Origin of the sequence: Chitinimonas sp., from assembly GCF_041904975.1 — a bacterium.
Taxonomy (GTDB): Bacteria; Pseudomonadota; Gammaproteobacteria; order Burkholderiales; family Chitinimonadaceae; genus Chitinimonas.
Genome location: NZ_JAYRLZ010000053.1, coordinates 1 through 19,527, shown reverse-complemented (window position 1 = coordinate 19,527; position 19,527 = coordinate 1). Strand labels below are relative to the sequence as shown.

18 protein-coding genes and 1 tRNA gene are annotated in these 19,527 nt (G+C 60.9%); 12 read left to right on the top strand and 7 right to left on the bottom strand.

Annotated elements, in window-relative coordinates; translation table 11 throughout:
- Positions 1–68: 68 nt before the first annotated feature.
- The 5 genes from hflK (at position 69) to ACE3OH_RS07445 (ending at position 5,605) form a co-directional block, all read left to right on the top strand.
- Positions 69–1,280: an FtsH protease activity modulator HflK gene (gene hflK, locus ACE3OH_RS07465; protein ID WP_374350264.1), complete on the top strand. Its 1,212-nt coding sequence runs from the start codon at positions 69–71 to the stop codon at positions 1,278–1,280.
- A gap of 1 nt (position 1,281) precedes the next feature.
- Positions 1,282–2,157, top strand: coding sequence for a protease modulator HflC (hflC, locus tag ACE3OH_RS07460; protein ID WP_374350260.1), 876 nt, complete (start codon positions 1,282–1,284; stop codon positions 2,155–2,157).
- An 86-nt stretch (positions 2,158–2,243) separates the two neighbouring features.
- A complete protein-coding gene (locus ACE3OH_RS07455) occupies positions 2,244–3,422 on the top strand; it encodes an ATP phosphoribosyltransferase regulatory subunit (RefSeq protein WP_374350257.1) in 1,179 nt (392 codons plus the stop codon).
- An 80-nt stretch (positions 3,423–3,502) separates the two neighbouring features.
- On the top strand, positions 3,503–4,798 hold the full coding sequence (locus ACE3OH_RS07450) for an adenylosuccinate synthase (RefSeq protein WP_374350254.1): 1,296 nt from the start codon (positions 3,503–3,505) through the stop codon (positions 4,796–4,798).
- 48 nt (positions 4,799–4,846) lie between these two features.
- Complete coding sequence (locus ACE3OH_RS07445) at positions 4,847–5,605, top strand: pyridoxine 5'-phosphate synthase (protein WP_374350251.1); 759 nt, start codon at positions 4,847–4,849, stop codon at positions 5,603–5,605.
- Positions 5,606–5,741: 136 nt separating this feature from the next.
- Here the strand turns inward: ACE3OH_RS07445 and ACE3OH_RS07440 are convergent.
- Positions 5,742–5,828, bottom strand: a tRNA-Leu gene (locus ACE3OH_RS07440).
- Between the two features lie 39 nt (positions 5,829–5,867).
- On the opposite strand from ACE3OH_RS07440, the gene rnr reads away from it, so the two are divergent.
- Both rnr and ACE3OH_RS07430 read left to right on the top strand, forming a co-directional pair.
- Entirely contained in the window at positions 5,868–8,555 is a 2,688-nt protein-coding gene (gene rnr, locus ACE3OH_RS07435) for a ribonuclease R (protein WP_374350248.1), read from the top strand.
- Between the two features lie 3 nt (positions 8,556–8,558).
- Positions 8,559–11,162: an ATP-binding protein gene (locus ACE3OH_RS07430; protein ID WP_374350245.1), complete on the top strand. Its 2,604-nt coding sequence runs from the start codon at positions 8,559–8,561 to the stop codon at positions 11,160–11,162.
- Positions 11,163–11,321: 159 nt separating this feature from the next.
- Here ACE3OH_RS07430 and ACE3OH_RS07425 read toward each other — a convergent pair whose 3' ends face one another.
- The gene (locus ACE3OH_RS07425; protein WP_374350243.1) at positions 11,322–11,666 is read right to left on the bottom strand and encodes a hypothetical protein; all 345 of its coding nucleotides are present in this window, start codon (positions 11,664–11,666) and stop codon (positions 11,322–11,324) included.
- Between the two features lie 112 nt (positions 11,667–11,778).
- Here ACE3OH_RS07425 and ACE3OH_RS07420 point away from each other — a divergent pair, with 112 nt between their 5' ends.
- Together ACE3OH_RS07420 and ACE3OH_RS07415 are read left to right on the top strand one after the other, a co-directional pair.
- The gene (locus tag ACE3OH_RS07420) at positions 11,779–12,141 is read left to right on the top strand and encodes a hypothetical protein (protein ID WP_374350240.1); all 363 of its coding nucleotides are present in this window, start codon (positions 11,779–11,781) and stop codon (positions 12,139–12,141) included.
- A 31-nt stretch (positions 12,142–12,172) separates the two neighbouring features.
- A complete protein-coding gene (locus ACE3OH_RS07415; RefSeq protein WP_374350237.1) occupies positions 12,173–12,637 on the top strand; it encodes a protein YgfX in 465 nt (154 codons plus the stop codon).
- A 206-nt stretch (positions 12,638–12,843) separates the two neighbouring features.
- On the opposite strand, the gene ACE3OH_RS07410 is transcribed toward ACE3OH_RS07415, so the two are convergent.
- Complete coding sequence (locus ACE3OH_RS07410) at positions 12,844–13,221, bottom strand: hypothetical protein (protein ID WP_374350234.1); 378 nt, start codon at positions 13,219–13,221, stop codon at positions 12,844–12,846.
- 17 nt (positions 13,222–13,238) lie between these two features.
- Complete coding sequence (locus ACE3OH_RS07405; RefSeq protein ID WP_374350232.1) at positions 13,239–13,613, bottom strand: hypothetical protein; 375 nt, start codon at positions 13,611–13,613, stop codon at positions 13,239–13,241.
- Between the two features lie 68 nt (positions 13,614–13,681).
- On the opposite strand from ACE3OH_RS07405, the gene ACE3OH_RS07400 reads away from it, so the two are divergent.
- The gene (locus ACE3OH_RS07400; RefSeq protein WP_374350230.1) at positions 13,682–13,891 is read left to right on the top strand and encodes a hypothetical protein; all 210 of its coding nucleotides are present in this window, start codon (positions 13,682–13,684) and stop codon (positions 13,889–13,891) included.
- A 1-nt stretch (position 13,892) separates the two neighbouring features.
- Here ACE3OH_RS07400 and ACE3OH_RS07395 read toward each other — a convergent pair whose 3' ends face one another.
- The 3 genes from ACE3OH_RS07395 to ACE3OH_RS07385 all read right to left on the bottom strand — a co-directional run bounded on the left by ACE3OH_RS07395 (position 13,893) and on the right by ACE3OH_RS07385 (position 17,626).
- Positions 13,893–15,677, bottom strand: coding sequence for an acyl-CoA dehydrogenase C-terminal domain-containing protein (locus ACE3OH_RS07395; RefSeq protein ID WP_374350227.1), 1,785 nt, complete (start codon positions 15,675–15,677; stop codon positions 13,893–13,895).
- Positions 15,678–15,762: 85 nt separating this feature from the next.
- On the bottom strand, positions 15,763–16,698 hold the full coding sequence (locus tag ACE3OH_RS07390; protein ID WP_374350225.1) for an electron transfer flavoprotein subunit alpha/FixB family protein: 936 nt from the start codon (positions 16,696–16,698) through the stop codon (positions 15,763–15,765).
- A gap of 178 nt (positions 16,699–16,876) precedes the next feature.
- Complete coding sequence (locus tag ACE3OH_RS07385) at positions 16,877–17,626, bottom strand: electron transfer flavoprotein subunit beta/FixA family protein (RefSeq protein ID WP_374350223.1); 750 nt, start codon at positions 17,624–17,626, stop codon at positions 16,877–16,879.
- 354 nt (positions 17,627–17,980) lie between these two features.
- On the opposite strand from ACE3OH_RS07385, the gene purU reads away from it, so the two are divergent.
- Together purU and ACE3OH_RS07375 are read left to right on the top strand one after the other, a co-directional pair.
- On the top strand, positions 17,981–18,835 hold the full coding sequence (gene purU, locus ACE3OH_RS07380) for a formyltetrahydrofolate deformylase (protein ID WP_374350221.1): 855 nt from the start codon (positions 17,981–17,983) through the stop codon (positions 18,833–18,835).
- Positions 18,836–18,929: 94 nt separating this feature from the next.
- Positions 18,930–19,313 (top strand): hypothetical protein, encoded by a 384-nt coding sequence (locus tag ACE3OH_RS07375; protein ID WP_374350219.1) that lies wholly within the window; start codon positions 18,930–18,932, stop codon positions 19,311–19,313.
- The last annotated feature ends 214 nt before the right edge of the window (positions 19,314–19,527 follow it).

The window sequence follows — 19,527 nt, the reverse complement described above, 5'->3', positions numbered from 1 at the left end:
GATCTATTACGGCAGGTGCTGGTGGAACTGATGCCGGCTACCCCACAATCGCCAACGGAATAAACTCTATGTCGCAAGATCCGCAACGCGGTGGCCGCAACGGCGCGCCGCCCGATCTGGATGAAATCCTCCGCAGCCTGGGCAACAAGCTCAAGCAGTTTTTCGGCGGCAAACCCTCCATGCCGCGGGCACCGCAACCCACGGATGGCCGTGCCGTCGTCGGCGGTGTCACGGCGGTCGCTGCTGTGCTGGCGGTGTTGTGGATAGGCAGTGGTTTCTATGTGGTGGAAGCGCGCGATGGCGAAGAAGCAATCGTGTTGCGCTTCGGCCGCTATGTCGAGACCACCGGCGCGGGCCCGCATTGGCGCTTCCCTTGGCCGATAGGCGCACACGAAATCATCAAGGTGCAGGGTACCCGCTCGGTCGAGGTCGGTTTCAAGAGCGATCAGAAAGGCGTACAGCGCAGCGAATCGCTGATGCTGACCGAGGATCAGAACATCATCGACATGCAACTTGAAGTCCAGTACGACATCAAGGATGCACGCGCCTTCGTGTTCAACAACAACCGGGTGATCAACAGCAGCAAGAACAGTGACCCGGATGCCCATGATCTGGTCAAGCAGGCGGCCGAAACGGCGATCCGCGAAGTTGTCGGTAAAACCAAGGTGGACTTCGTCCTGAACGAAGGGCGCGGCCAGGTTGCGGCGGAAGCGACCCGCTTGGTGCAAAACCTGCTCGACAACTACGGCACCGGTATCCGCGTCACCCGCATCAATATCAGCGATGTGCAGCCACCCGAGCAGGTGCAGGATGCCTTCGCCGATGTGGTCAAGGCCGGGCAGTACAAGGTCAAGCAGATCAATGAAGGCATTGCCTATGCCAACGAGGTGGAACCACGCGCCAAGGCGCTGGCCGCCAGCTTGGCATTTGAAGCCGAAGGTTACAAAAAGAGCGTGATCGCCAAGGCGCAGGGCGATGCAGCGCGCTTTGCCAAGGTCGCGACCGAGTATGCAAAGGCGCCGCAGGTGACCCGCGATCGCATGTATCTGGAGACCATGCAGCAGGTGCTCAGCAATAGCAGCAAGGTGCTGGTGGATCAGAAGTCCGGTAGTGGCAATCTCTTGTATCTGCCGCTCGACAAGCTGATGCAGCTGGGTTCGCAGCCGGCGCCGAATGCAACGGTGACACTGACAGAGAGTCCGGAAGCCAAGGCGGCCGAGCAGGCAACCGTGAAGCTGAAGGCGGAGTCGTCTGGCCGTGGCGAAAGGGATGGGCGTTGATATGAACAAACTGATTAGCACATTGATTGCCGGCCTGGCCGGCTTGCTGATTCTCGGTCTGAGCGTGTTTACCGTTGATCAGCGCGAATTTGCCATGGTGTTCCAGCTCGGCGAGGTGGCACGGGTGGTGAAGGAGCCGGGTATACAATTGAAAATTCCGTTCGTGCAGTCCGTGCGCTACTTCGATCGGCGCATCCAGACCATGGATGCCGAGGCGCCGGAGCGTTTCAACACGATTGAGAAGAAGAATGTGCTGGTCGACAGCTATGTCAAATGGCAAGTGGTCGATGTCGAGCAGTTCTACAAGAGTGTGGGCGGCAGCGAGCGTATTGCTGCAGCGCGGCTGCGCAAGACCATCAACGACGTGCTGCGCGCCGAGTTCGGCAAGCAGACGGTGCAGGATGTCATCTCCGGCAAGCGCGACGAGGTGATGGACAATGTGCGTACCGTGACCGATGTCGATGCACGCAAATTCGGCATCCGCATTGTCGATGTGCGGCTCAAGCGGGTGGACTTCCCCGATGACATCAGCAAGGCGGTGTATGAGCGGATGATTTCCGAGCGCAAGACAGTGGCCAACAAACTGCGCTCCGAAGGTGAAGGCGAGGCGCAGGCCAAGCGTGCTGAGGCGGACCAGAAGAAGGAAGTCACCCTGGCCGAGGCCTACGAGAAGGCGCAGGCGGTAAAGGGTGAGGGTGATTCGGCTGCGTCGGCGATTTATGCCGAGGCGTTCAGCAAGAATCCGGAGTTCTACGCTTTCTACAAGAGCATGGAAGCGTATCGCAATACCTTCAAGGCCAAGTCCGACGTCATGGTGCTGGATCCGAGCTCGGCCTTCTTCAAATACATGAAGGACCCGAAGGCGGCCGGGAAGTAACAGGCAAGCTGTGGGATAATTAGCACGTTGCGGCCCTCGCGCACCTGCCGAGGGCCGTTTGTTGTGCGCAGCGCCTGCGCTGGCGAATGGATGAAAAGCCTGAACTGATGGATATGCGTAACTGGATCCTGCCGGAAAACATTTCTGACTTGCTGCCGCCCGAGGCGCGGCGGGTCGAGACCCTGCGCCGCGCCATGCTCGACCGCATTGCCTGCTTTGGCTATGAGCTGGTGCAGGCGCCCTTGATCGAATATGTCGAGTCCTTGCTCACCACCAAGGATGCAGCGCTGGATCTGCAAACCTTCAAGCTGACCGATCAGCTCAGTGGTCGCCAGCTCGGCCTGCGTGCCGATATCACCCCGCAGGTGGCACGGATCGACGCGCACCTGCTCAACCGCCAGGGGGTGGCTCGGCTGTGTTATGCCGGCGCCGTCGTGCATACCTTGCCGGATGGCGTGATGGCAGCGCGCGAGCCCTTGCAGCTCGGCGCAGAAATCTATGGCCATGCCGGCATTGCCGCCGATGTCGAGGTGGTGCAGTTGATGAACGAATGCCTGGGCCTGGCCGAAATCCGCGAGGTGCATCTGGACCTTGGCCATATCGGCATCTTCCTGACCCTGGCTGATGAAGCAGGATTGCATGGTGAATTCCGCGAGGCGGTATTCCGGGCGATCCAGCAAAAGGATGTGCCGGTATTGCGTGGCTTGCTGAGCACGCTGCCCGAAAGCCTGCGCGAGGCCCTGATACTGCTGCCTGGCTTGTATGGCGGTATCGACGTGCTGGATCGGGCTACCCGGCAACTGCCGCAGCTGCCCGGTATCGTGGCGGCACTGGCGCAGCTGCGTGCGCTGGTCGAGGCGCTGTCCCTGCGCGGCATTAGCCCGCATATCGATCTGGCCGAGCTGCGCTCTGCCTACTATCACACTGGCCTCGTGTTTGCCGCCTATGCCGATGGCTGGGCCAATGCCATTGCGCGTGGTGGTCGTTACGATCATGTCGGTGAGCAATTTGGCCGGGCGCGCCCGGCGACCGGCTTCAGCCTCGATCTGAAAGAGCTGGCCTGGCGCCTGCCGCGCTTGCCGGCGCGCGCCGCCATTCTGGCGCCCGATGGCTTTGACCCGGCGCTGGCCAAGGTGGTGGCACAACTGCGCGATGCCGGTGAAACGGTAGTGGTCAGGCTGGGCGAGGTGGTGGACGTCGAAGAGTTGTGCGCCGACCGGCAATTGGTTTTGAGCGAAGAGGGCTGGAAGGTCGTCGCCATCTGAGCGCGCATTCCGGTCTATTCTGTCTGGGTTCCGCCGCACTGCGTGGCGGCCAAGTAATCTGAAGCAAAGAAGGAAAATCCATGAGCCGCAACGTCGTGGTGATAGGCACCCAATGGGGTGATGAAGGCAAGGGCAAGATCGTCGACTGGCTGACCGACCATGCCGAAGGGGTGGTGCGCTTTCAAGGCGGCCATAACGCCGGCCATACCCTGGTGATCGGTGGCAAGAAAACCGTCCTGCGCTTGATTCCGTCGGGCATCCTGCATGCCGGCAAGGCCTGCTTTATCGGCAATGGTGTGGTGATCTCGCCTGAGGCCCTGCTCAAGGAAATCGACGAGCTCAAGGCTGCCGGCATCGATGTCGAGAGTCGCCTGAAGATTTCCGAAGCCTGCCCCTTGATCCTGCCTTACCACATTGCGCTGGACCAGGCGCGTGAGGCGGCCAAGGGTGACAAGAAGATCGGCACCACCGGTCGCGGCATCGGCCCGGCCTACGAGGACAAGGTGGCGCGCCGTGCCATCCGCATCCAGGACTTGTTCTTCCCGGATCGCCTGGCAGCCAAGCTGGGTGAAAACCTGGCCTTTTACAACTTCCTGCTCAAGGAATACTTCAAGGTCGAGCAGGTCGATTTCCAGAAGACGCTGGAAGATACGCTGCGCTACGCCGAGCGGATCAAGCCGATGGTGGCCGATGTGTCGCGCACCCTGCACGACCTGAACCAGGCCGGCAAGCCGCTTTTGTTCGAAGGCGCGCAAGGCACCTTGCTCGACATCGATCACGGCACCTACCCCTACGTCACCTCCAGCAACTGCGTGGCCGGTGCGGCCGCTCCCGGTGCTGGCGTGGCGCCGCAGATGCTGCAATATGTGCTGGGCATCGTGAAGGCTTACACCACGCGTGTGGGCTCCGGCCCGTTCCCTACCGAGCTGTTTGACGACGTCGGTGCTGGTCTCGCCAAGCGTGGCAATGAATTCGGCTCGGTGACCGGCCGGCCGCGTCGCTGCGGCTGGTTCGATGCTGCGGCTCTCAAGCGCTCCATCCAGATCAATGGTGTGTCGGGTCTGTGCGTCACCAAGCTCGATGTGATGGATGGCATCGAGGTAATCAAGCTGTGTACCGGCTACCGCATCAATGGTGAAGTCGCCGATATCCTGCCGGTGGGTGCCGAAGAGCTGTCGGGTTGCTCGCCGGTCTACGAAGAGCTGCCGGGCTGGAGTGAATCGACTTTTGGCGTGAAGCGCTTCGAAGACTTGCCGCAAAATGCACGCGACTATCTGAAGCGGATCGAAGAAGTGACCGGTGCGCCGATCGATATCATCTCGACCGGACCGGATCGCGAAGAAACCATCGTGATGCGCCATCCTTTCGAACACTAAGCAAGTCTGACGCCCGGTTTAGCCGGGCGTTTCTACATGGAAGCTGCAATGACTGTGTTATCTGTCAATGTGAACAAGATCGCCGTGCTGCGCAATTCGCGCGGCGACGATCTGCCCTCGGTCGACGAGGCGGCGCGAGTGTGTCTGGAGGCGGGTTGTGGCGGCATTACCGTGCATCCACGGCCCGATTTGCGCCATATCCGCCCCGATGATGTACGTAGCCTGGCGCGCCTGCTGCAAGGGCGGCAGGCGGAATTCAATATCGAAGGCAATCCGTTTGCCCCGGCGCGCGGCGCTTATCCCGGCTTGCTGGCCCTATGTGCCGAAGCGCGGCCGGCGCAGGCTACCCTGGTGCCGGATGGTGATGGCCAGATCACCTCGGACCATGGCTTTGACCTGAGGCGCGATGGCGAGCGGCTGGCGCCCTTGGTGCGCGAACTGAAAGCGATGGGATGCCGGGTCGGCCTGTTTATGGATGCCGACTCGCCCGATATCGAGCGGGTGGCCGATATCGGGGCAGATCGCATCGAGATCTACACCGGGCCCTATGCCCATGCGTTTGCCGCAGGTGACCATGCGCAGGCGCTGGATGCCTGCGCCAAGGCGGCAGAGCGGGCGCGGGCGGTGGGGCTGGGAGTGAATGCTGGTCACGACCTCAATCAGGCCAACCTCGGGCCCTTCCTGCGCCAAGTAAGGGCAGTGGCCGAGGTATCGATTGGCCATGCACTGATCGGCGAGGCGATCTATGCCGGTCTGGCTGCTACGGTAGCTGCCTATCTGGCGGTGATCCGGTCGGTGAACGATTGAGTTTGCTGCAGATTTGCATCAAGGGCCGCAGCCGCGGCCAAAAACAGTTGGCCGTGATGAAAATTGCGGCCAACAATGTAGTTTCGTGCGCAGAAAACAATAAAGCCGATGTTTTCACATCGGCTTTATCGAGGAATGGTGCCCAAGAGAAGACTCGAACTTCCACGGTCTTTCAACCGCTAGGACCTGAACCTAGTGCGTCTACCAATTCCGCCACCTGGGCTTCGAACATCGCTGCGTTGTTTTGCTGCGTCGTCGAGAGATGCGCATTATAGAGGAACAATTTCCCGTGTCAACTGAGAAAACAAAAAAACTTAAACTTTCTAAAGCGGTACTGAAGCTGCGTCAGGCAGATCCCTTTTATGAACAAGAGCTTGCGAAGTATTCGCAGCCCATGCCCAGCCGCGCTTACATGCTGCAAAAGCTGGTGGAACACGGTGCGCCGATGATGCCGGACGAGCTTTCCAGCCTGTTTGGCATCCTGCCGGAAGAGGCAGATTTCTTTTCGCGCCGCATCAATGCCATGGCTCGCGAAGGCGACATCGTCATCAACCGCAAGGGCGCGCTGTGCATTGCCGACAAGCTCGACCTGATCAAGGGGCGCATCCAGGGCCATGCTGATGGTTTCGGCTTTGTGGTGCCCGATGACGGCAGCGCCGATCTGTTTGTGTCGCCCAATGAAATGCGCAAGGTGCTGCATGGCGACCGCGTCATGGTGCGCGAGGTCGGTGTCGATCGGCGCGGGCGGCGTGAGGGCAAGATCGTCGAAGTGCTGGAACACACCAATTCGCGCCTGGTAGGGCGTTTGCTGGAAGAGCGCGGCGTGCGCTTTGTGCGCGCCGAGGAAAAGCGCATCAATCAGGACATCCAGATCTCGCCACAGGGCAATCTGCCGGCCGAGCCGGGGCAGGTGGTGACGGTGGAGCTGGTCAGCCAGCCCAGCAAATATGGCCCGCCCATCGGGCGCATCATCGAGGTGCTGGGCAACTATGCCGATCCGGGCATGGAGATCGAGATCGCCCTGCGCAAGCACGATCTGCCCCATGTGTTTTCCGCCAAGGCCGAGGCTCAGGCGGCCAAGACCGCGCAAAAAGTCAGAAAGAAAGACTGGAAGACCGATGAGGGCCTGGCGCGCGAAGACTTGCGCGATTTACCGCTGGTAACGATCGATGGCGAAACCTCGCGCGATTTCGACGACGCGGTATTTGCCGAGCGTGCCGGCAAGGGCTGGCGGCTGGTGGTGGCGATTGCCGATGTCAGCCACTATGTGCGGCCGGGCGATGCGCTGGATCTGGATGCGTATGAGCGCGGCACCTCGGTGTACTTTCCGCGCCGGGTGATTCCGATGCTGCCTGAGCCGATTTCCAACGGCATCTGCTCGCTGAACCCCGATGTGGAGCGCTGCTGCATGGTGTGCGATATGCAGATCAGCGCCAAGGGGCAGGTGAAGAAGGCGCGTTTTTACCCGGCGGTGATGCTGTCCAAGGCACGGCTTACCTATACCGAGGTGTGGGATATCCTGCAGGAGCCAAAGGGCAAGCCGGCGAAACAACGCAAAGGCGTGGTCAAGCATCTGCAGGCCTTGCATGCCTTGTTCCAGGTGTTGCTGGCGGCGCGGCAAAAGCGCGGTGCCATCGACTTCGAAACCACTGAAACGCGCATGATGTTCAATGAGCAGGGCAAGATCGAGCGCATCGTGCCGGTCAGCCGCAACGATGCGCATCGCCTGATCGAAGAGTGCATGCTGGCGGCCAATGTGCAGGCCGCTCACTTTCTGGCGCAAAACAAGCATGAGGCGCTCTACCGCAATCACGAGGGCCCGACCGAGCGCAAGCTGGAAAACCTGCGGCGCTTCCTCAATGAGCGCGGCTTGTCGCTCGGCGGTGGCGATGCGCCGACTGCCCGCGACTATGCGACCTTGATGGAAGGGGTGAAAGGCCGCCCCGACACCCCCTTGCTTCAAACCATGCTACTGCGCTCCATGCAGCAGGCGGTTTACAGCCCGGAGCAGCTTGGCCACTTCGGCCTCGCTTATGAGGCCTACACCCATTTCACCAGCCCAATCCGGCGCTATCCCGACCTGCTGGTACATCGCGCCATCAAGGCGGTGCTGAGCAAGCGCACCTACAAGCCCGGCAAGTGGGACGAGATCGGCGCCCATTGCTCGCAGACCGAGCGCCGCGCCGATGAAGCCACGCGCGATGTGGAGAACTGGCTCAAGTGCTATTTCATGCGCGACCACCTCGGCGAGGTGTTCGATGGCGTGGTGGCGGCGGTGACCAGTTTTGGCCTGTTCGTGCAGCTCGACGGCCTGTATATCGAGGGTCTGGTGCATATCTCCGAGCTCGGTGCCGACTACTTCCACTATGACGAAACCAGCCACTGCCTGCGCGGCGAGCGTAGCGGCAAGACCTATAGCCTGACCGATCGATTGACGGTGAAGGTGGCCAGGGTGGACCTGGAAACCAGCAAGATCGACTTTGTGCTCCTTGATCCAGATGGCGATGCATCGCTACAGGCAGAGTCGGCCGGGTCAGACACGAGGTCGAGTGGCAGCAAGCGGCACCGTGCGGGCAAGGCAAGGGCCGCCGTGGCATCGGCGGATGCCGCAGCGGTGCTGGACGCAGCGGTAGACGAGCCGGCTGCACCGCCAAAACCCGCACCAAAGCGTGAAAGCGAAAGACGCCAGGCCAGAACCGCTGCGCCAACGGTGCAGGCGCCGCCTGCCAGCGTCAAACGCGGTAGCAGTGCCAGTCTTCCCGGGCAGCGTCCGGCAGCCTTGCTGGAAGCACCGCGCAAGGGCAAGCCGGCCCAGCCAGAGGCAAAGCCCGCGGCAAAGGCCGTGGCAAAGCCGGATGCGGCGAGCGCTGCGCGCAAACGCGCCGCCAAGCCGGTGGCCGCCTTATTGATGGCCGCAGCGGGGAAAGACAAGAAAAAACAGAAAGGGTAGGGCATGGACATGGTGTGGGAGGATCTGGCCCATCTGGCCTGGCTGGCGACGCCGGTCTGGGTGTTTGACTATCAGGCCAGTCGCATCGTCTGGGCAAATCCGGCGGCGGTGGAATTATGGCGGGCGGCCTCGGCTGATGAGCTGTATGCACGCGATCTGGCAACCATGTCGGTGTCGGATGCCACCCGCTTGCAAGCCTTGGTGCGCGAGGTTTTCGATGGCAAGGTTGCAAAGCTGCCATGGATTCTCTATCCGGGAGGCCAGCCCACGCCGCTTAACCTGACCGTGCGTGCGCTGCACAGCCCCGCCGGGGTGAGTTGCCTGTGCGTCGAGGCCCTGCCGGCCGAGCGCATCGATGCCGCCGCCTTGCGTGGTGTGGAGGCGGTGCTGCATTTCTCCCTTACCGTGGTGATGTTCGACCTCGCTGGCAGGGTGTTGATGCAGAACCCCGCCGCCATGCGTGCCTTTCCACAGCTGGTGAATGAGCCGGGCAATGGTTTTCTGTGCTTGCTCGAAAAGCCGGAAGAGGCCGAGCGCATCTGGCGCGATGCATTGGAAAACGGTGCCGACCAGGGCGAGCGGCTGTTCAGTGCCAAACCGCGGCCACGCTGGTATGCCTATAGCCTGCATCGGGCGCTGGACCCGGTTTCCGGCAAGGCGGCCATGCTGTTCAGCGGCCAGGATGTCACCGAGCGGGTGCTGTCGGAAAAGAAGTTTCGCGTGTTGTTCGAGCAGTCGGCCAATCCGATGCTGTTGTTCGATCCGGTCAGCGGCAAGGTCAGCGATTGCAACCGTGCCGCCTCGCAAGCCTTGCGCCTGCCCAGCCGCAAGCATCTGGTCGATGCCGATCCGGCGCAGTTCTACCCGCCGACCCAGCCCGACGGGCGTCCTTCCTACGAAAAAGCCAGAGAAATCGCCGAAAGCACGTTAAAGCGCGGCTGGCATCGCTTTGAATGGATGTTCCGCCGCGCCGATGGCGGTGAGCTATTGGTGGAAATCACCCTGTCGCCGGTGCAGCTGGGCGATGCCGCCATGTTGTTGGGCGTGTGGTACGACTTGTCGCTGCGGCGCCTGGTGGAGCGCCAGCTGCTCGCGGCGAAGGAGGTGGCCGAGACTGCCAGCCTGGCCAAGAGCCAGTTTCTGGCGAATATGAGCCACGAAATCCGTACGCCGCTCAATGCCATCGTCGGGGTGACCGAGCTGCTAAGCCAGACCACCCTGAGTGAATCGCAGCATGAATGGCTCGACATCATCCGCTTCTCTTCGGTGGGCCTGGTGGAGCTGGTCGGCGATATCCTCGATTTTTCGCGTATCGAGGCCGGCAAGCTGGCGCTGGAACTGCGGGTATTCGATCTGCGCGCCATGGTTGCCAATACGGTGGAGCTGCTGCGTTTTCGTGCCGATGAAAAAGGCCTGTTGCTCAACCTCAGCATGGACGCCGCCATTCCGCGCTGGGTGGAGGGCGATGAGGCACGCCTGCGCCAGGTGCTGGTCAACCTGCTTGGCAATGCGGTCAAATTCACCGCCCATGGCTCGGTGATGCTGGATCTGCGCCTGATGCAGCACGATGGTGCCGACTGGGTGCGTGCCGAAGTGCGCGATACCGGCATCGGCATCGAGCCGGCCAAGCTCGGCACCATCTTCGACGCATTCTCGCAGGCAGATGACACCATCAGCCGCCGCTATGGCGGAAGCGGCCTGGGTCTCACCATCTCGCGCCGGCTGATCGATGCCATGGGTGGCGCCCTGCGGGTGGAAAGCACCTTCGGTCGCGGCAGTACCTTTTCCTTCGAGCTGCCGCTCAAGCCTGCCGACGAGCCGCAACAGCCCGAGGCGCTGGCACAGCCGGCCCTGCTGCCGTCCATGCATATCCTGCTGGCCGAAGACAATCTGATCAACCAGCGTCTGGCAGTTGCCCTGCTGGAAAAAGCCGGGCATCGCGTTACCGTTGCCGGCAACGGGCAGGAAGCGATCGAGCGCTTTGTTGCCGATCGCTTCGATCTGGTGCTGATGGATATGCAGATGCCGGAGATGGATGGTCTGCAAGCTACCCGCGCCATCCGCGTGCTGGAAGGCGAGCGGCATACCCCGATTGTCGCCATGACCGCCAATGTGATGCCGGAAGATCGGGCGCGCTGCTTTGATGCCGGCATGGACGACTTTATCAGCAAGCCGATTTCCATGAGCCATCTCAACCAGGTGTTGCAACAGGCGGCCAGCTTGCTGCAAGCAGCTGAAGCGGCCGCACCGGAGCCGACGCCGGCGTCCTCGGACGCATTCAGCCTCGATCTGGCGCTGGCCTCCTGTGGTGGCAATGCCGATCTGCTGGAGGAGCTGGCGGTGCTATTCGAGGGCGAGTGGCCCAATCGCAAGGCCGCGCTGCAATCAGCCCTGGCGGCGAGCGATATCGTGCTGGTGGGGCGCACTGCCCATATGCTCAAGGGCAGCTTTGGCGCGCTGGCTTCAAGCAGCGGCGGGGCCTGCGCCTTGAAGGTGGACCAGGCGGCCAAGCGTGGTGAACTTGAAGCGGACGATGTGGCGGCGCTATGTCTGGCGGGCGATGCGCTGTGTGCCGCGCTGGCAGGGTGGCGCCAGGGGCGGCGCTAGGCAAGGCTTGGGATGAAGGGGCGGGTTGATCGTGGTTCGCAAGCCAGGCAAGCGGCGATTCAGTGTGGAGTGAGCCTGGTTTGGCGGTGTCGGGCTTTTCAGTGAGAGCGCTGCCTGGATGCCGGTCGGACAATGCTGCAATGCTAGGGGCGACTACGCCTAACCCATGCCGCGCAGCAATTGATCGATCTTGTTGCGGTACTCACTGCTGATATCGGTGAGTTTCAGGCCGGTGCGAAACTCCCCCATCGAACCGACCAAGGACGAGTAAATCGGTTTGCCTTCCACCTCGACATAGGTGACGTTGATATGCATGGCATCGGGTATCTGCAGCACTACCCGGTAAGTGATATGCGGAAACAGCTGCTCCTTGCAGAACAGCGAAATACCTTTTTGCGCCACCTCGGTCGCCAGGCTCTGGATGATTTTTGCAGGGTCATTGAGCGGGATGACCGCCGCCTTCCAGCGAACCAGGCGACGGCCTGTGGTGCGTTGATCGAACATGGGGTGTGCCCTGTGGACGTATGTTGACTGATTCTAGGCGAAGGCTGGCCCCCTTCCTAGGCTGGCAGGCGCTCGTGGTATGCTCGCCTGCATATTGCAACGGAGTTAGCCCATGTATTTTGTTGATCGTTCGATCGCCGTCATCAAGCCGAAAAAACCGTTTCTCGAATGGCTGAACAAGCTGCCGGACAATGAGGTCATCCTCAGTCTTGAGGATATTCGCAGCGATTGCACCGTGCTGATGATTCCAGAAGTGAATGAGCAGGAAGACGGCATTGCCTATATCGACGATATGGCCGAGAAAGTGTTTGCCATGGAGCTGGCATCTTGGGCGCAGGATGAAAAGCTATGGCCCAAATCACGCAATCTGAAAACATTCTGGGAATGGTTCGACGTGGAAATCCACACCGTGCTGATGGATAGCGTGGACCAGGATATCCATAACAGCCCCACCGCCGATCACGGGCTGCATTGAGCTGACCGGGCGGTCATGAATCGATAAGCCAATGCGTACGCTGCCACCGCTTCGCATTTTGCTGCGACGCTCCCGCCTTGAAGTGGCAGGCCTCGTGACGATTCATGGCCTTGGCTTGGGCATGCCCTGGCTTGCCGCCTTGCCACAGATTGTCCGCTGGCTGGTTTGCGCGCTTGTTTGTGCATCGGCCGCGTACCATGGCTGGCGCTTTCGCCAGCCATATCCCGTAGAAATCCGCCTATTGCCCGATGGCCGCTGGGCCCTCTTGCTGGCCGGGGATGAGCAAGAGGGCAGCTTGCTACCCGGCAGTTATCTGACCCAGGCGTTGCAAGTGCTCCATTTTCGGCTCGATAGCGGCAAACCTATCCGCATTGCAGTCTGGCCCGACAGCGCCAGCCCCGAACAGCGCCGCCGTCTGCGTGTGTGGTTACGCTGGGGACAAGCGGCGGTCCGGAGCAGCCATGATCACTTGGAAAGCCTGCTGCACAGGCCCTAAGCGAGCCTTGAACCATTCCCTTGGATGAAACCGATGTCGATTGCCAGTGATGGCGAGGGGGGGGCTGAGCCATCCACTCGAAGAAGCTGACCTACTCCAGCAAGTTCGGTAACTGCATGAAGGGCACAACGAACAGCATGGTGGAGGCAAATTCGTAACATGGCAAAGGGCAACGCGCATCAGGCTTCCCGTGGCCTTTAACCCTGCTAGGCAAAGATAAAGCGCAACGTAACCACGCCGAGTGAGAAGGAAAAAGCGCGCCAGAAGCTGCGCGTGCGCTGAAATGCCGTGGCTTTTCGTAGCAGCAAAGGATGAATCCGCCAGACGAGATAGGCGGCAATGATAGGTGTGAGTAATAGATTTGCCAGGCGCCACGGCATGGGAAGCGATTTGGGTGCCCATGCCAGCAAGGACAACAGGCCAAGCATTCCACCGATGCACAGCCATCGGCAGATGGTGTCTTCTATCGAACCATCGCCAACGAAGAATTCGACCATGTTCAGAAAGTCCGCCAGCTGCAACAAGGCGAACACGGACAGGATGAGGGTGGCAAATTCGAGGAATGGCAATAAAGCAGCAAGCAATTATTTTCCAATTCCCTTTAACCGTGCTTGGCATAGATAAAGCGCACTGCGACCAGGCCAAGTGAAAACGCAAAGGCGCGCCAGAAGCTGCGGGTGCGGTGGAATGCCGTTATCTGAGGTCGGCGCAAGGGGGCAAGGTACCAGGCAAAAAAGGCAGATGCGGGCGGTGCAAGCAGCAGGTTGGCAATTCGCAAACCTGGATAGGCGAGCAACGCGTGCTTGATCAGAAGCAGGGACAAGCCACCCAGTAAACCACCAATGCATAGCCAGCGGCCGAATTGGCTGATGTGGCTACTGTCATCGTCGGTTTCCCAGTCAAATGGCACATAGCCGAAGAGTTCCAGCAGTAGCTCCAACACAAATTTCAGGATAACGATGAGGATTTCTTCCATGCGGCCTCGTGCGTTGCCTTAAGCGGTCCGGTTGCTTGATACCCGCGCCATGTGTACCAGAGGCCTGCATGGCGTTCAAGCCAATGCGCCAGGATGCTTGGGTGAACAAGGATCAGCCCAAGCAGGGGGGGCTGCTTGGGCTGATGTTCTTGATGCGCCGTGGCCAGGTTTGGCAATGGATCAACGCCGCTCAGGCAATCAGGCGACGACGCACGAATGCTTCCTCATGGCAGTCGCCGACCGCGGCCATGGCCCGCTGCTACACCGCTTTGGCGTGACTCAGAACGCTTCCTCGGCCAGCGCCAGCACGCTTTCGCCGCCATGCAGCACCACTTGGGCGAGGCTGCTGGTTTGCGGCAGCAGGTAGGCGCCGAAGAAGCGGGCGGTGGTCAGCTTGGCCTCATAGAAGGCGGCGTCGCCCTGGCTGTCGGCCAGCTTTTGCTTGGCGATCAGTGCGGCACGGCCCATTTGCCAGCCGCCCAGGGTCAGGCCCATCAGCTCCAGGTAGGGCACCGAGCCGGCGGCCACTTCGCGTGGCTTGCCTTCGAACTGCTCGACCACATAGCTGGTCGTGCTGCGCGCATCCGCCAGCGCCTTGCCCAGTGCGGCGCCCAGATCAGACAGGCCGGCCGCATTGAGCTGGCCGACTACGCCTTCCACCTCGGCCAGCAGGGCCTGGGCGGTGTAGCCCTTCTCGGCGGCGGTTTTGCGGCCGATCAGGTCCAGTGCCTGGATGCCGGTGGTGCCTTCGTAAATGGCGCTGATACGGGCATCGCGCAGGAACTGCGCTGCGCCGGTTTCCTCGATAAAGCCCATGCCGCCGTGTACCTGCACGCCCAAAGACGCGATGCGGCTACTGTTTTCGGTGTTCCAGGCCTTGACGATAGGGGTGAGGAAGCCGACCACCGCATTCCATTTTTGCTGCTCGCGCGCATCGGGGTGGCGGTGCGCCTTGTCCAGGGCGCCGCAGGCAAAGTAGGTGAGGGCGCGTTCGGCTTCAACCAGGGCGCGCATGGTCATCAGCATGCGGCGGATATCCGGGTGCTTGATGATGGCGACCGAGGCGGGGTTGGGCGAATTGACTTCGCGCGACTGCACGCGATCGCGGGCATAGGCCACAGCCTTCTGGTAAGCCGCTTCCGCCAGGCCCATACCTTCCACGCCGACGCCGAGGCGGGCGGCATTCATCATGGTGAACATATAGCTGAGGCCGCGATTGGCTTCGCCGATCAGCCAGCCGGTGGCGCCACCATTGTCGCCATAGCTCATCACGCAAGTGGGCGAGCCATGAATGCCCAGCTTGTGTTCGATCGACACGCACTTCAGATCGTTGCGCGCGCCGAGCGAGCCGTCGGCGTTCACGAAATACTTCGGCACCACGAATAGCGAAATGCCCTTCACGCCAGCCGGTGCATCGGGCAGGCGAGCCAGTACCAGATGAACGATGTTCTCGCTCATATCGTGCTCGCCATAGGTGATGAAAATCTTCTGGCCGGAAATCTTGTAAGTGCCATCGCCAGCCGGCACCGCCTTGCTGCGCACCTGGGCCAGATCGGAGCCGGCTTGTGGCTCGGTCAGGTTCATGGTGCCGGTCCACACGCCTTCCACCATCTTGGGCAGATAGGTGGCCTTGATATCGTCAGACGCATGGTGCTCGATGGCAGCAATGGCGCCCAGCGTCAGCAAGGGGCACAGCGAGAACGCCATATTCGAGCTCTTCCACATTTCCTCGATGGCGGTGGCTACCAGGCTGGGCATGCCCTGGCCGCCAAAATCGACCGGCGCATGCAGGGTGCCCCAGCCGTTTTCCACATACTGGCTGTAGGCGTCCTTGAAGCCAGGAGCGGTAGTGACCACGCCGTCATTGAGCTTGTTGCCATGCTGGTCGCCCACGCGGTTCAACGGCGCCAGCACATTGGCGGCAAACTTGGCGCCTTCTTCCAGAATGGCGTCGACCAGTTCCGGGTTGACCTCTTCGTAGCCGGGCAGGGCGGCAACTTCGCTCAGGCCAGCCAGTTCGTTCAGTACAAAGCGGATATCGGCGAGGGGGGCTTGGTAGCTCATGACGGTCTCCTGTGGAATGGGTAATTCGAGCGCTTGCTTGATATTCGGTGTTTAAAAAACGGCCACCGCAGTGACCGTTTCTGTCTTACTTGCCCAACTCGGTAATCATTTCCGGTACGGCCTGGAACAAATCAGCCACCAGGAAGTAATCGGCCACCTGGCCAATCGGAGCTTCTTCGTCCTTGTTGATGGCGACGATCACCTTCGAATCCTTCATGCCGGCCAAATGCTGGATGGCGCCGGAGATGCCGACCGCGATATACAGCTGCGGTGCGACGATCTTGCCGGTCTGGCCAACCTGGTAGTCGTTCGGCGCATAGCCGGCATCCACCGCCGCGCGGCTGGCACCGATTGCGGCGCTAAGCTTGTCGGCCAGCGGCTCGAGTACGCTGTGGAATTGTTCGCTGGAGCCCAGCGCACGGCCGCCCGATACGATCACCTTGGCGGCGCCGAGCTCTGGACGGCTCGACTTGGTCAGCTCTTGCGACACAAAGGCCGACTTGCCGGCATCAACACCGGCAGCAATGTTTTCAATGGCGGCGGCGCCGCCTTCAGCTGCGGCATCGAAAGCGGTGGTACGCACCGTCAGCACCTTGATGGCGTCGGACGATTGCACGGTGGCGATCACATTACCGGCATAGATCGGGCGCACGAAAGTGTCGGCCGATTCAACAGCAATCACGTCGGAAATCTGGGCGACATCAAGCAGCGCGGCCACGCGCGGCAGCAGGTTCTTGCCGGCGCTGGTAGCGGGCGCCAGCACATGGCTATAGCCCTTGGCCAGATCGACCACCACCGGCGCCAGGTTTTCCGGCAGTTGGTGGGCCAGATGAGCGGCATCGGCCACCAGCACCTTGGCCACGCCGGCGAGCTTGGCAGCGGCTTGGGCTGCTGCTTCGGCGTTCTGGCCTGCTACCAGCACATGGATGTCGCCACCGAGCTTGTGCGCGGCAGTAACGGTATTGAGTGTTGCGGCCTTCAGCGAGGCGTTGTCGTGTTCTGCGATAACCAGGATAGGCATCGGGATACCTCCAATAAAATCCACTGTCTCGCCTGGGCGAGGCTCCCTCGCGACGGCGAGGGCGGGGGGAGTGGAATCAAAGCAGCGAAACCAAGGGGTCTATTCACTGCCGCTTAGCGCCCGGCTTGGCCGGGCGGTGAACTGAGGATTCTGTTCGGCGCTCGGGTCGAGCCTCCGATTAAATCACCTTGGCTTCGTTTTTGAGCTTCGAGACCAGTTCGGCAACTGAACCCACCTTGATGCCGGCCTTGCGTACCGGCGGATCGGACACCTTCAGTGTCTTCAGGCGTGGTGCCGGGTCGATGCCGAGTTCGGCCGGTGTCAGCTTGTCCAGCGGCTTCTTCTTGGCGGCCATGATGTTCGGCAGCTTCACATAGCGCGGCTCGTTCAGGCGCAGGTCGGTGGTGACGATGGCCGGCAGGCTCAGCGACACGGTTTCCAGGCCACCGTCGATTTCACGGGTTACGGCTACCTTGTCGCCGGCGACTTCAACCTTGGAGGCGAAGGTGCCTTGCGGGGCGTTCATCAGCGCAGCCAGCATCTGGCCGGTCTGGTTGCTGTCGTCGTCAATTGCCTGCTTGCCCAGGATGACCAGCTGCGGTTGTTCCTTGTCGGCTACTGCCTTCAGCAGTTTGGCAACGGCCAGGGGCTGCAGCACGGCGTCGGATTCGACGTGGATGGCGCGATCGGCGCCCATGGCCAGCGCAGTGCGCAGGGTTTCTTCACATTGCTTGACGCCCAGCGACACCACCACGATCTCCGTGGCCTTGCCGGCTTCCTTCAGGCGCACCGCCTCTTCTACGGCGATTTCGTCGAACGGGTTCATCGACATTTTGGCGTTGGCGATATCGACATCGCTGCCATCGCCTTTGCACCGGACTTTGACGTTGTAATCGACAACGCGCTTTACTGCGACCAGGATCTTCATGCTTGCTCCGCTGGGAATCGGATGGAATGGGGCTTGCGGCGGCCGGCCGGCAATTGCCGGGTTTCCCCGGGCTGCGCAAAGCGCGAAGGATATCATCCGTCGCGCCTTCGCGTCATGGCGAGGTAGTGCAGCTTGTACCTGCTACATCGTGTACGTTGACAGCAACTTAGCACTGCCGATTTGATTTAAACAAGCGTTTGATTGAATACTGTGTCGTACACACGACGAACGGTGAAGTTGCGCCTGCCGGCAAGCCTTGCAAGAATCGCCCGCTTGGCTGGTCACATCACATGCCGGCCCACCGCGCCAGGACACATGCACCGTTCAGGAACCGCCAACGCCAGAAAGCCTGACATGAAAAACACTGCCACCTTGCTGATCTCCTGCCCGGACCGCCGTGGTCTGGTGGCGGCGATCGCCAACTTCCTGCTTACCTATAACGCCAACATCCTGCATGCCGACCAGTATCAGGACGACGATGCCGGCTTGTTCCTGATGCGTATCGAGTGGGATCTCAATGGCTTCACCCTCGATATGTCGGCATTCGAGGCGGCCTTTGCGCCGATTGCCGAGCGCTGCAGCATGAATTGGCAATTGAAGCGCTCTACCGAAAAGTCGCGGCTTGCCATCTTCGTGTCGAAGTACGACCACTGCCTGGTCGATCTGTTGCACCGCTGGCAGACCGGCGAGCTCGGTTGCGATATTCCCTTGATTTTGTCCAATCACGAAGACTGCCGCCGCGTCGCCGACTTCTACGGCGTGGCTTACGAGGTGATTTCGGTCAACAAGGACAACAAGCAAAAGGCCGAGGCACGTCAGCGCGAGTTGATGGCCGAGCATCGCATCGACCTGATCGTGCTGGCCCGCTATATGCAGGTGCTGTCGCATGAATTCACCGCGGCGTTTCCGAACCGGGTGATCAATATCCACCACAGTTTCTTGCCTGCCTTCGATGGCGCCAAGCCCTACCACCGCGCCCATGAGCGTGGTGTGAAGCTGATCGGCGCTACCAGCCACTATGTGACCGAGGTGCTCGACGATGGCCCGATCATCGAACAGGATGTCACGCGCATTTCGCATCGCGATACGGTCGAACACCTGATCCGCAAGGGCCGCGATCTGGAACGGATCGTGCTGAGCCGGGCGGTGCGCTGGCATCTCGATCACCGGGTGCTGGTGTATGGCAACAAGACGGTGGTGTTCGAGTGATTCAGCGGTAAATCTTCATGTCGCGTCGTCGTTTCGCCCGCCACCGGCGAGTAAGCTTGAAACGCAGATGTCTGTTCCTGACGAGGAGGTAGCGATGAATACATATGGCTTAACCCTGTTGCTGGCAGCCGGTTTTCTTGGCGGTTGCGGCACGGTGCAGAACACCAGCTTGCTGGACGGCGCCCACCAGTTCGGCCGGACCGAGATGAATACCTATCCGGTGCGGGTGGTGGCGATCGACAAGGACTACACGGTGGATGTGAATCCGGTACGCGCCGAGCCGGGAAGTCGTACCCTGCGAGTGACCACCGCGCCGGTGGCCGGCTTTCACGACCAGCCGGTGAAAGATGTTTCGTTTACCGTTGAGGCCTGCAAGCGCTACTATCTGGCCGCCAAACGCAAGAACCCCTTGATGCAGGATTTCGATCTGATCGTGCAGCAGGTCGAAGACCGCAACGATTGCCAGGTCAAGGGCTAGCTGATCCACCCAACCGGATCAGGGCCGCCGCAAGGCGGCCCTGTTTTTGTATCGCCGATGCGTCAATTCCTTTTCGATTCGCTGCAAATCGCTCTGCTGCGCGGCAAGCCGCTCGCCCACTACAGCTATCGCTGGCAGGTGCCGGTGATCTGGCTATGCATTCTCGCCTGTTTGCCGGCGCTCGATGCATCCGACTTCAAGGCGGCCTTGCCCG

What these genes read in the sequence shown, in the direction of transcription:
- ACE3OH_RS07385 (WP_374350223.1), bottom strand. Translation starts at nt 17,626, where the DNA reads ATGAAGATCCTGGTCGCAGTAAAGCGCGTTGTCGATTACAACGTCAAA.
- ACE3OH_RS07390 (WP_374350225.1), bottom strand. Translation starts at nt 16,698, where the DNA reads ATGCCTATCCTGGTTATCGCAGAACACGACAACGCCTCGCTGAAGGCC.
- ACE3OH_RS07455 (WP_374350257.1), top strand. Translation starts at nt 2,244, where the DNA reads ATGGATGAAAAGCCTGAACTGATGGATATGCGTAACTGGATCCTGCCG.
- ACE3OH_RS07425 (WP_374350243.1), bottom strand. Translation starts at nt 11,666, where the DNA reads ATGTTCGATCAACGCACCACAGGCCGTCGCCTGGTTCGCTGGAAGGCG.
- ACE3OH_RS07405 (WP_374350232.1), bottom strand. Translation starts at nt 13,613, where the DNA reads ATGGAAGAAATCCTCATCGTTATCCTGAAATTTGTGTTGGAGCTACTG.
- ACE3OH_RS07420 (WP_374350240.1), top strand. Translation starts at nt 11,779, where the DNA reads ATGTATTTTGTTGATCGTTCGATCGCCGTCATCAAGCCGAAAAAACCG.
- ACE3OH_RS07375 (WP_374350219.1), top strand. Translation starts at nt 18,930, where the DNA reads ATGAATACATATGGCTTAACCCTGTTGCTGGCAGCCGGTTTTCTTGGC.
- ACE3OH_RS07445 (WP_374350251.1), top strand. Translation starts at nt 4,847, where the DNA reads ATGACTGTGTTATCTGTCAATGTGAACAAGATCGCCGTGCTGCGCAAT.
- ACE3OH_RS07430 (WP_374350245.1), top strand. Translation starts at nt 8,559, where the DNA reads ATGGACATGGTGTGGGAGGATCTGGCCCATCTGGCCTGGCTGGCGACG.
- hflC (WP_374350260.1), top strand. Translation starts at nt 1,282, where the DNA reads ATGAACAAACTGATTAGCACATTGATTGCCGGCCTGGCCGGCTTGCTG.
- rnr (WP_374350248.1), top strand. Translation starts at nt 5,868, where the DNA reads ATGCGCATTATAGAGGAACAATTTCCCGTGTCAACTGAGAAAACAAAA.
- ACE3OH_RS07450 (WP_374350254.1), top strand. Translation starts at nt 3,503, where the DNA reads ATGAGCCGCAACGTCGTGGTGATAGGCACCCAATGGGGTGATGAAGGC.
- ACE3OH_RS07415 (WP_374350237.1), top strand. Translation starts at nt 12,173, where the DNA reads ATGCGTACGCTGCCACCGCTTCGCATTTTGCTGCGACGCTCCCGCCTT.
- purU (WP_374350221.1), top strand. Translation starts at nt 17,981, where the DNA reads ATGAAAAACACTGCCACCTTGCTGATCTCCTGCCCGGACCGCCGTGGT.
- ACE3OH_RS07395 (WP_374350227.1), bottom strand. Translation starts at nt 15,677, where the DNA reads ATGAGCTACCAAGCCCCCCTCGCCGATATCCGCTTTGTACTGAACGAA.
- hflK (WP_374350264.1), top strand. Translation starts at nt 69, where the DNA reads ATGTCGCAAGATCCGCAACGCGGTGGCCGCAACGGCGCGCCGCCCGAT.
- ACE3OH_RS07400 (WP_374350230.1), top strand. Translation starts at nt 13,682, where the DNA reads ATGGCGTTCAAGCCAATGCGCCAGGATGCTTGGGTGAACAAGGATCAG.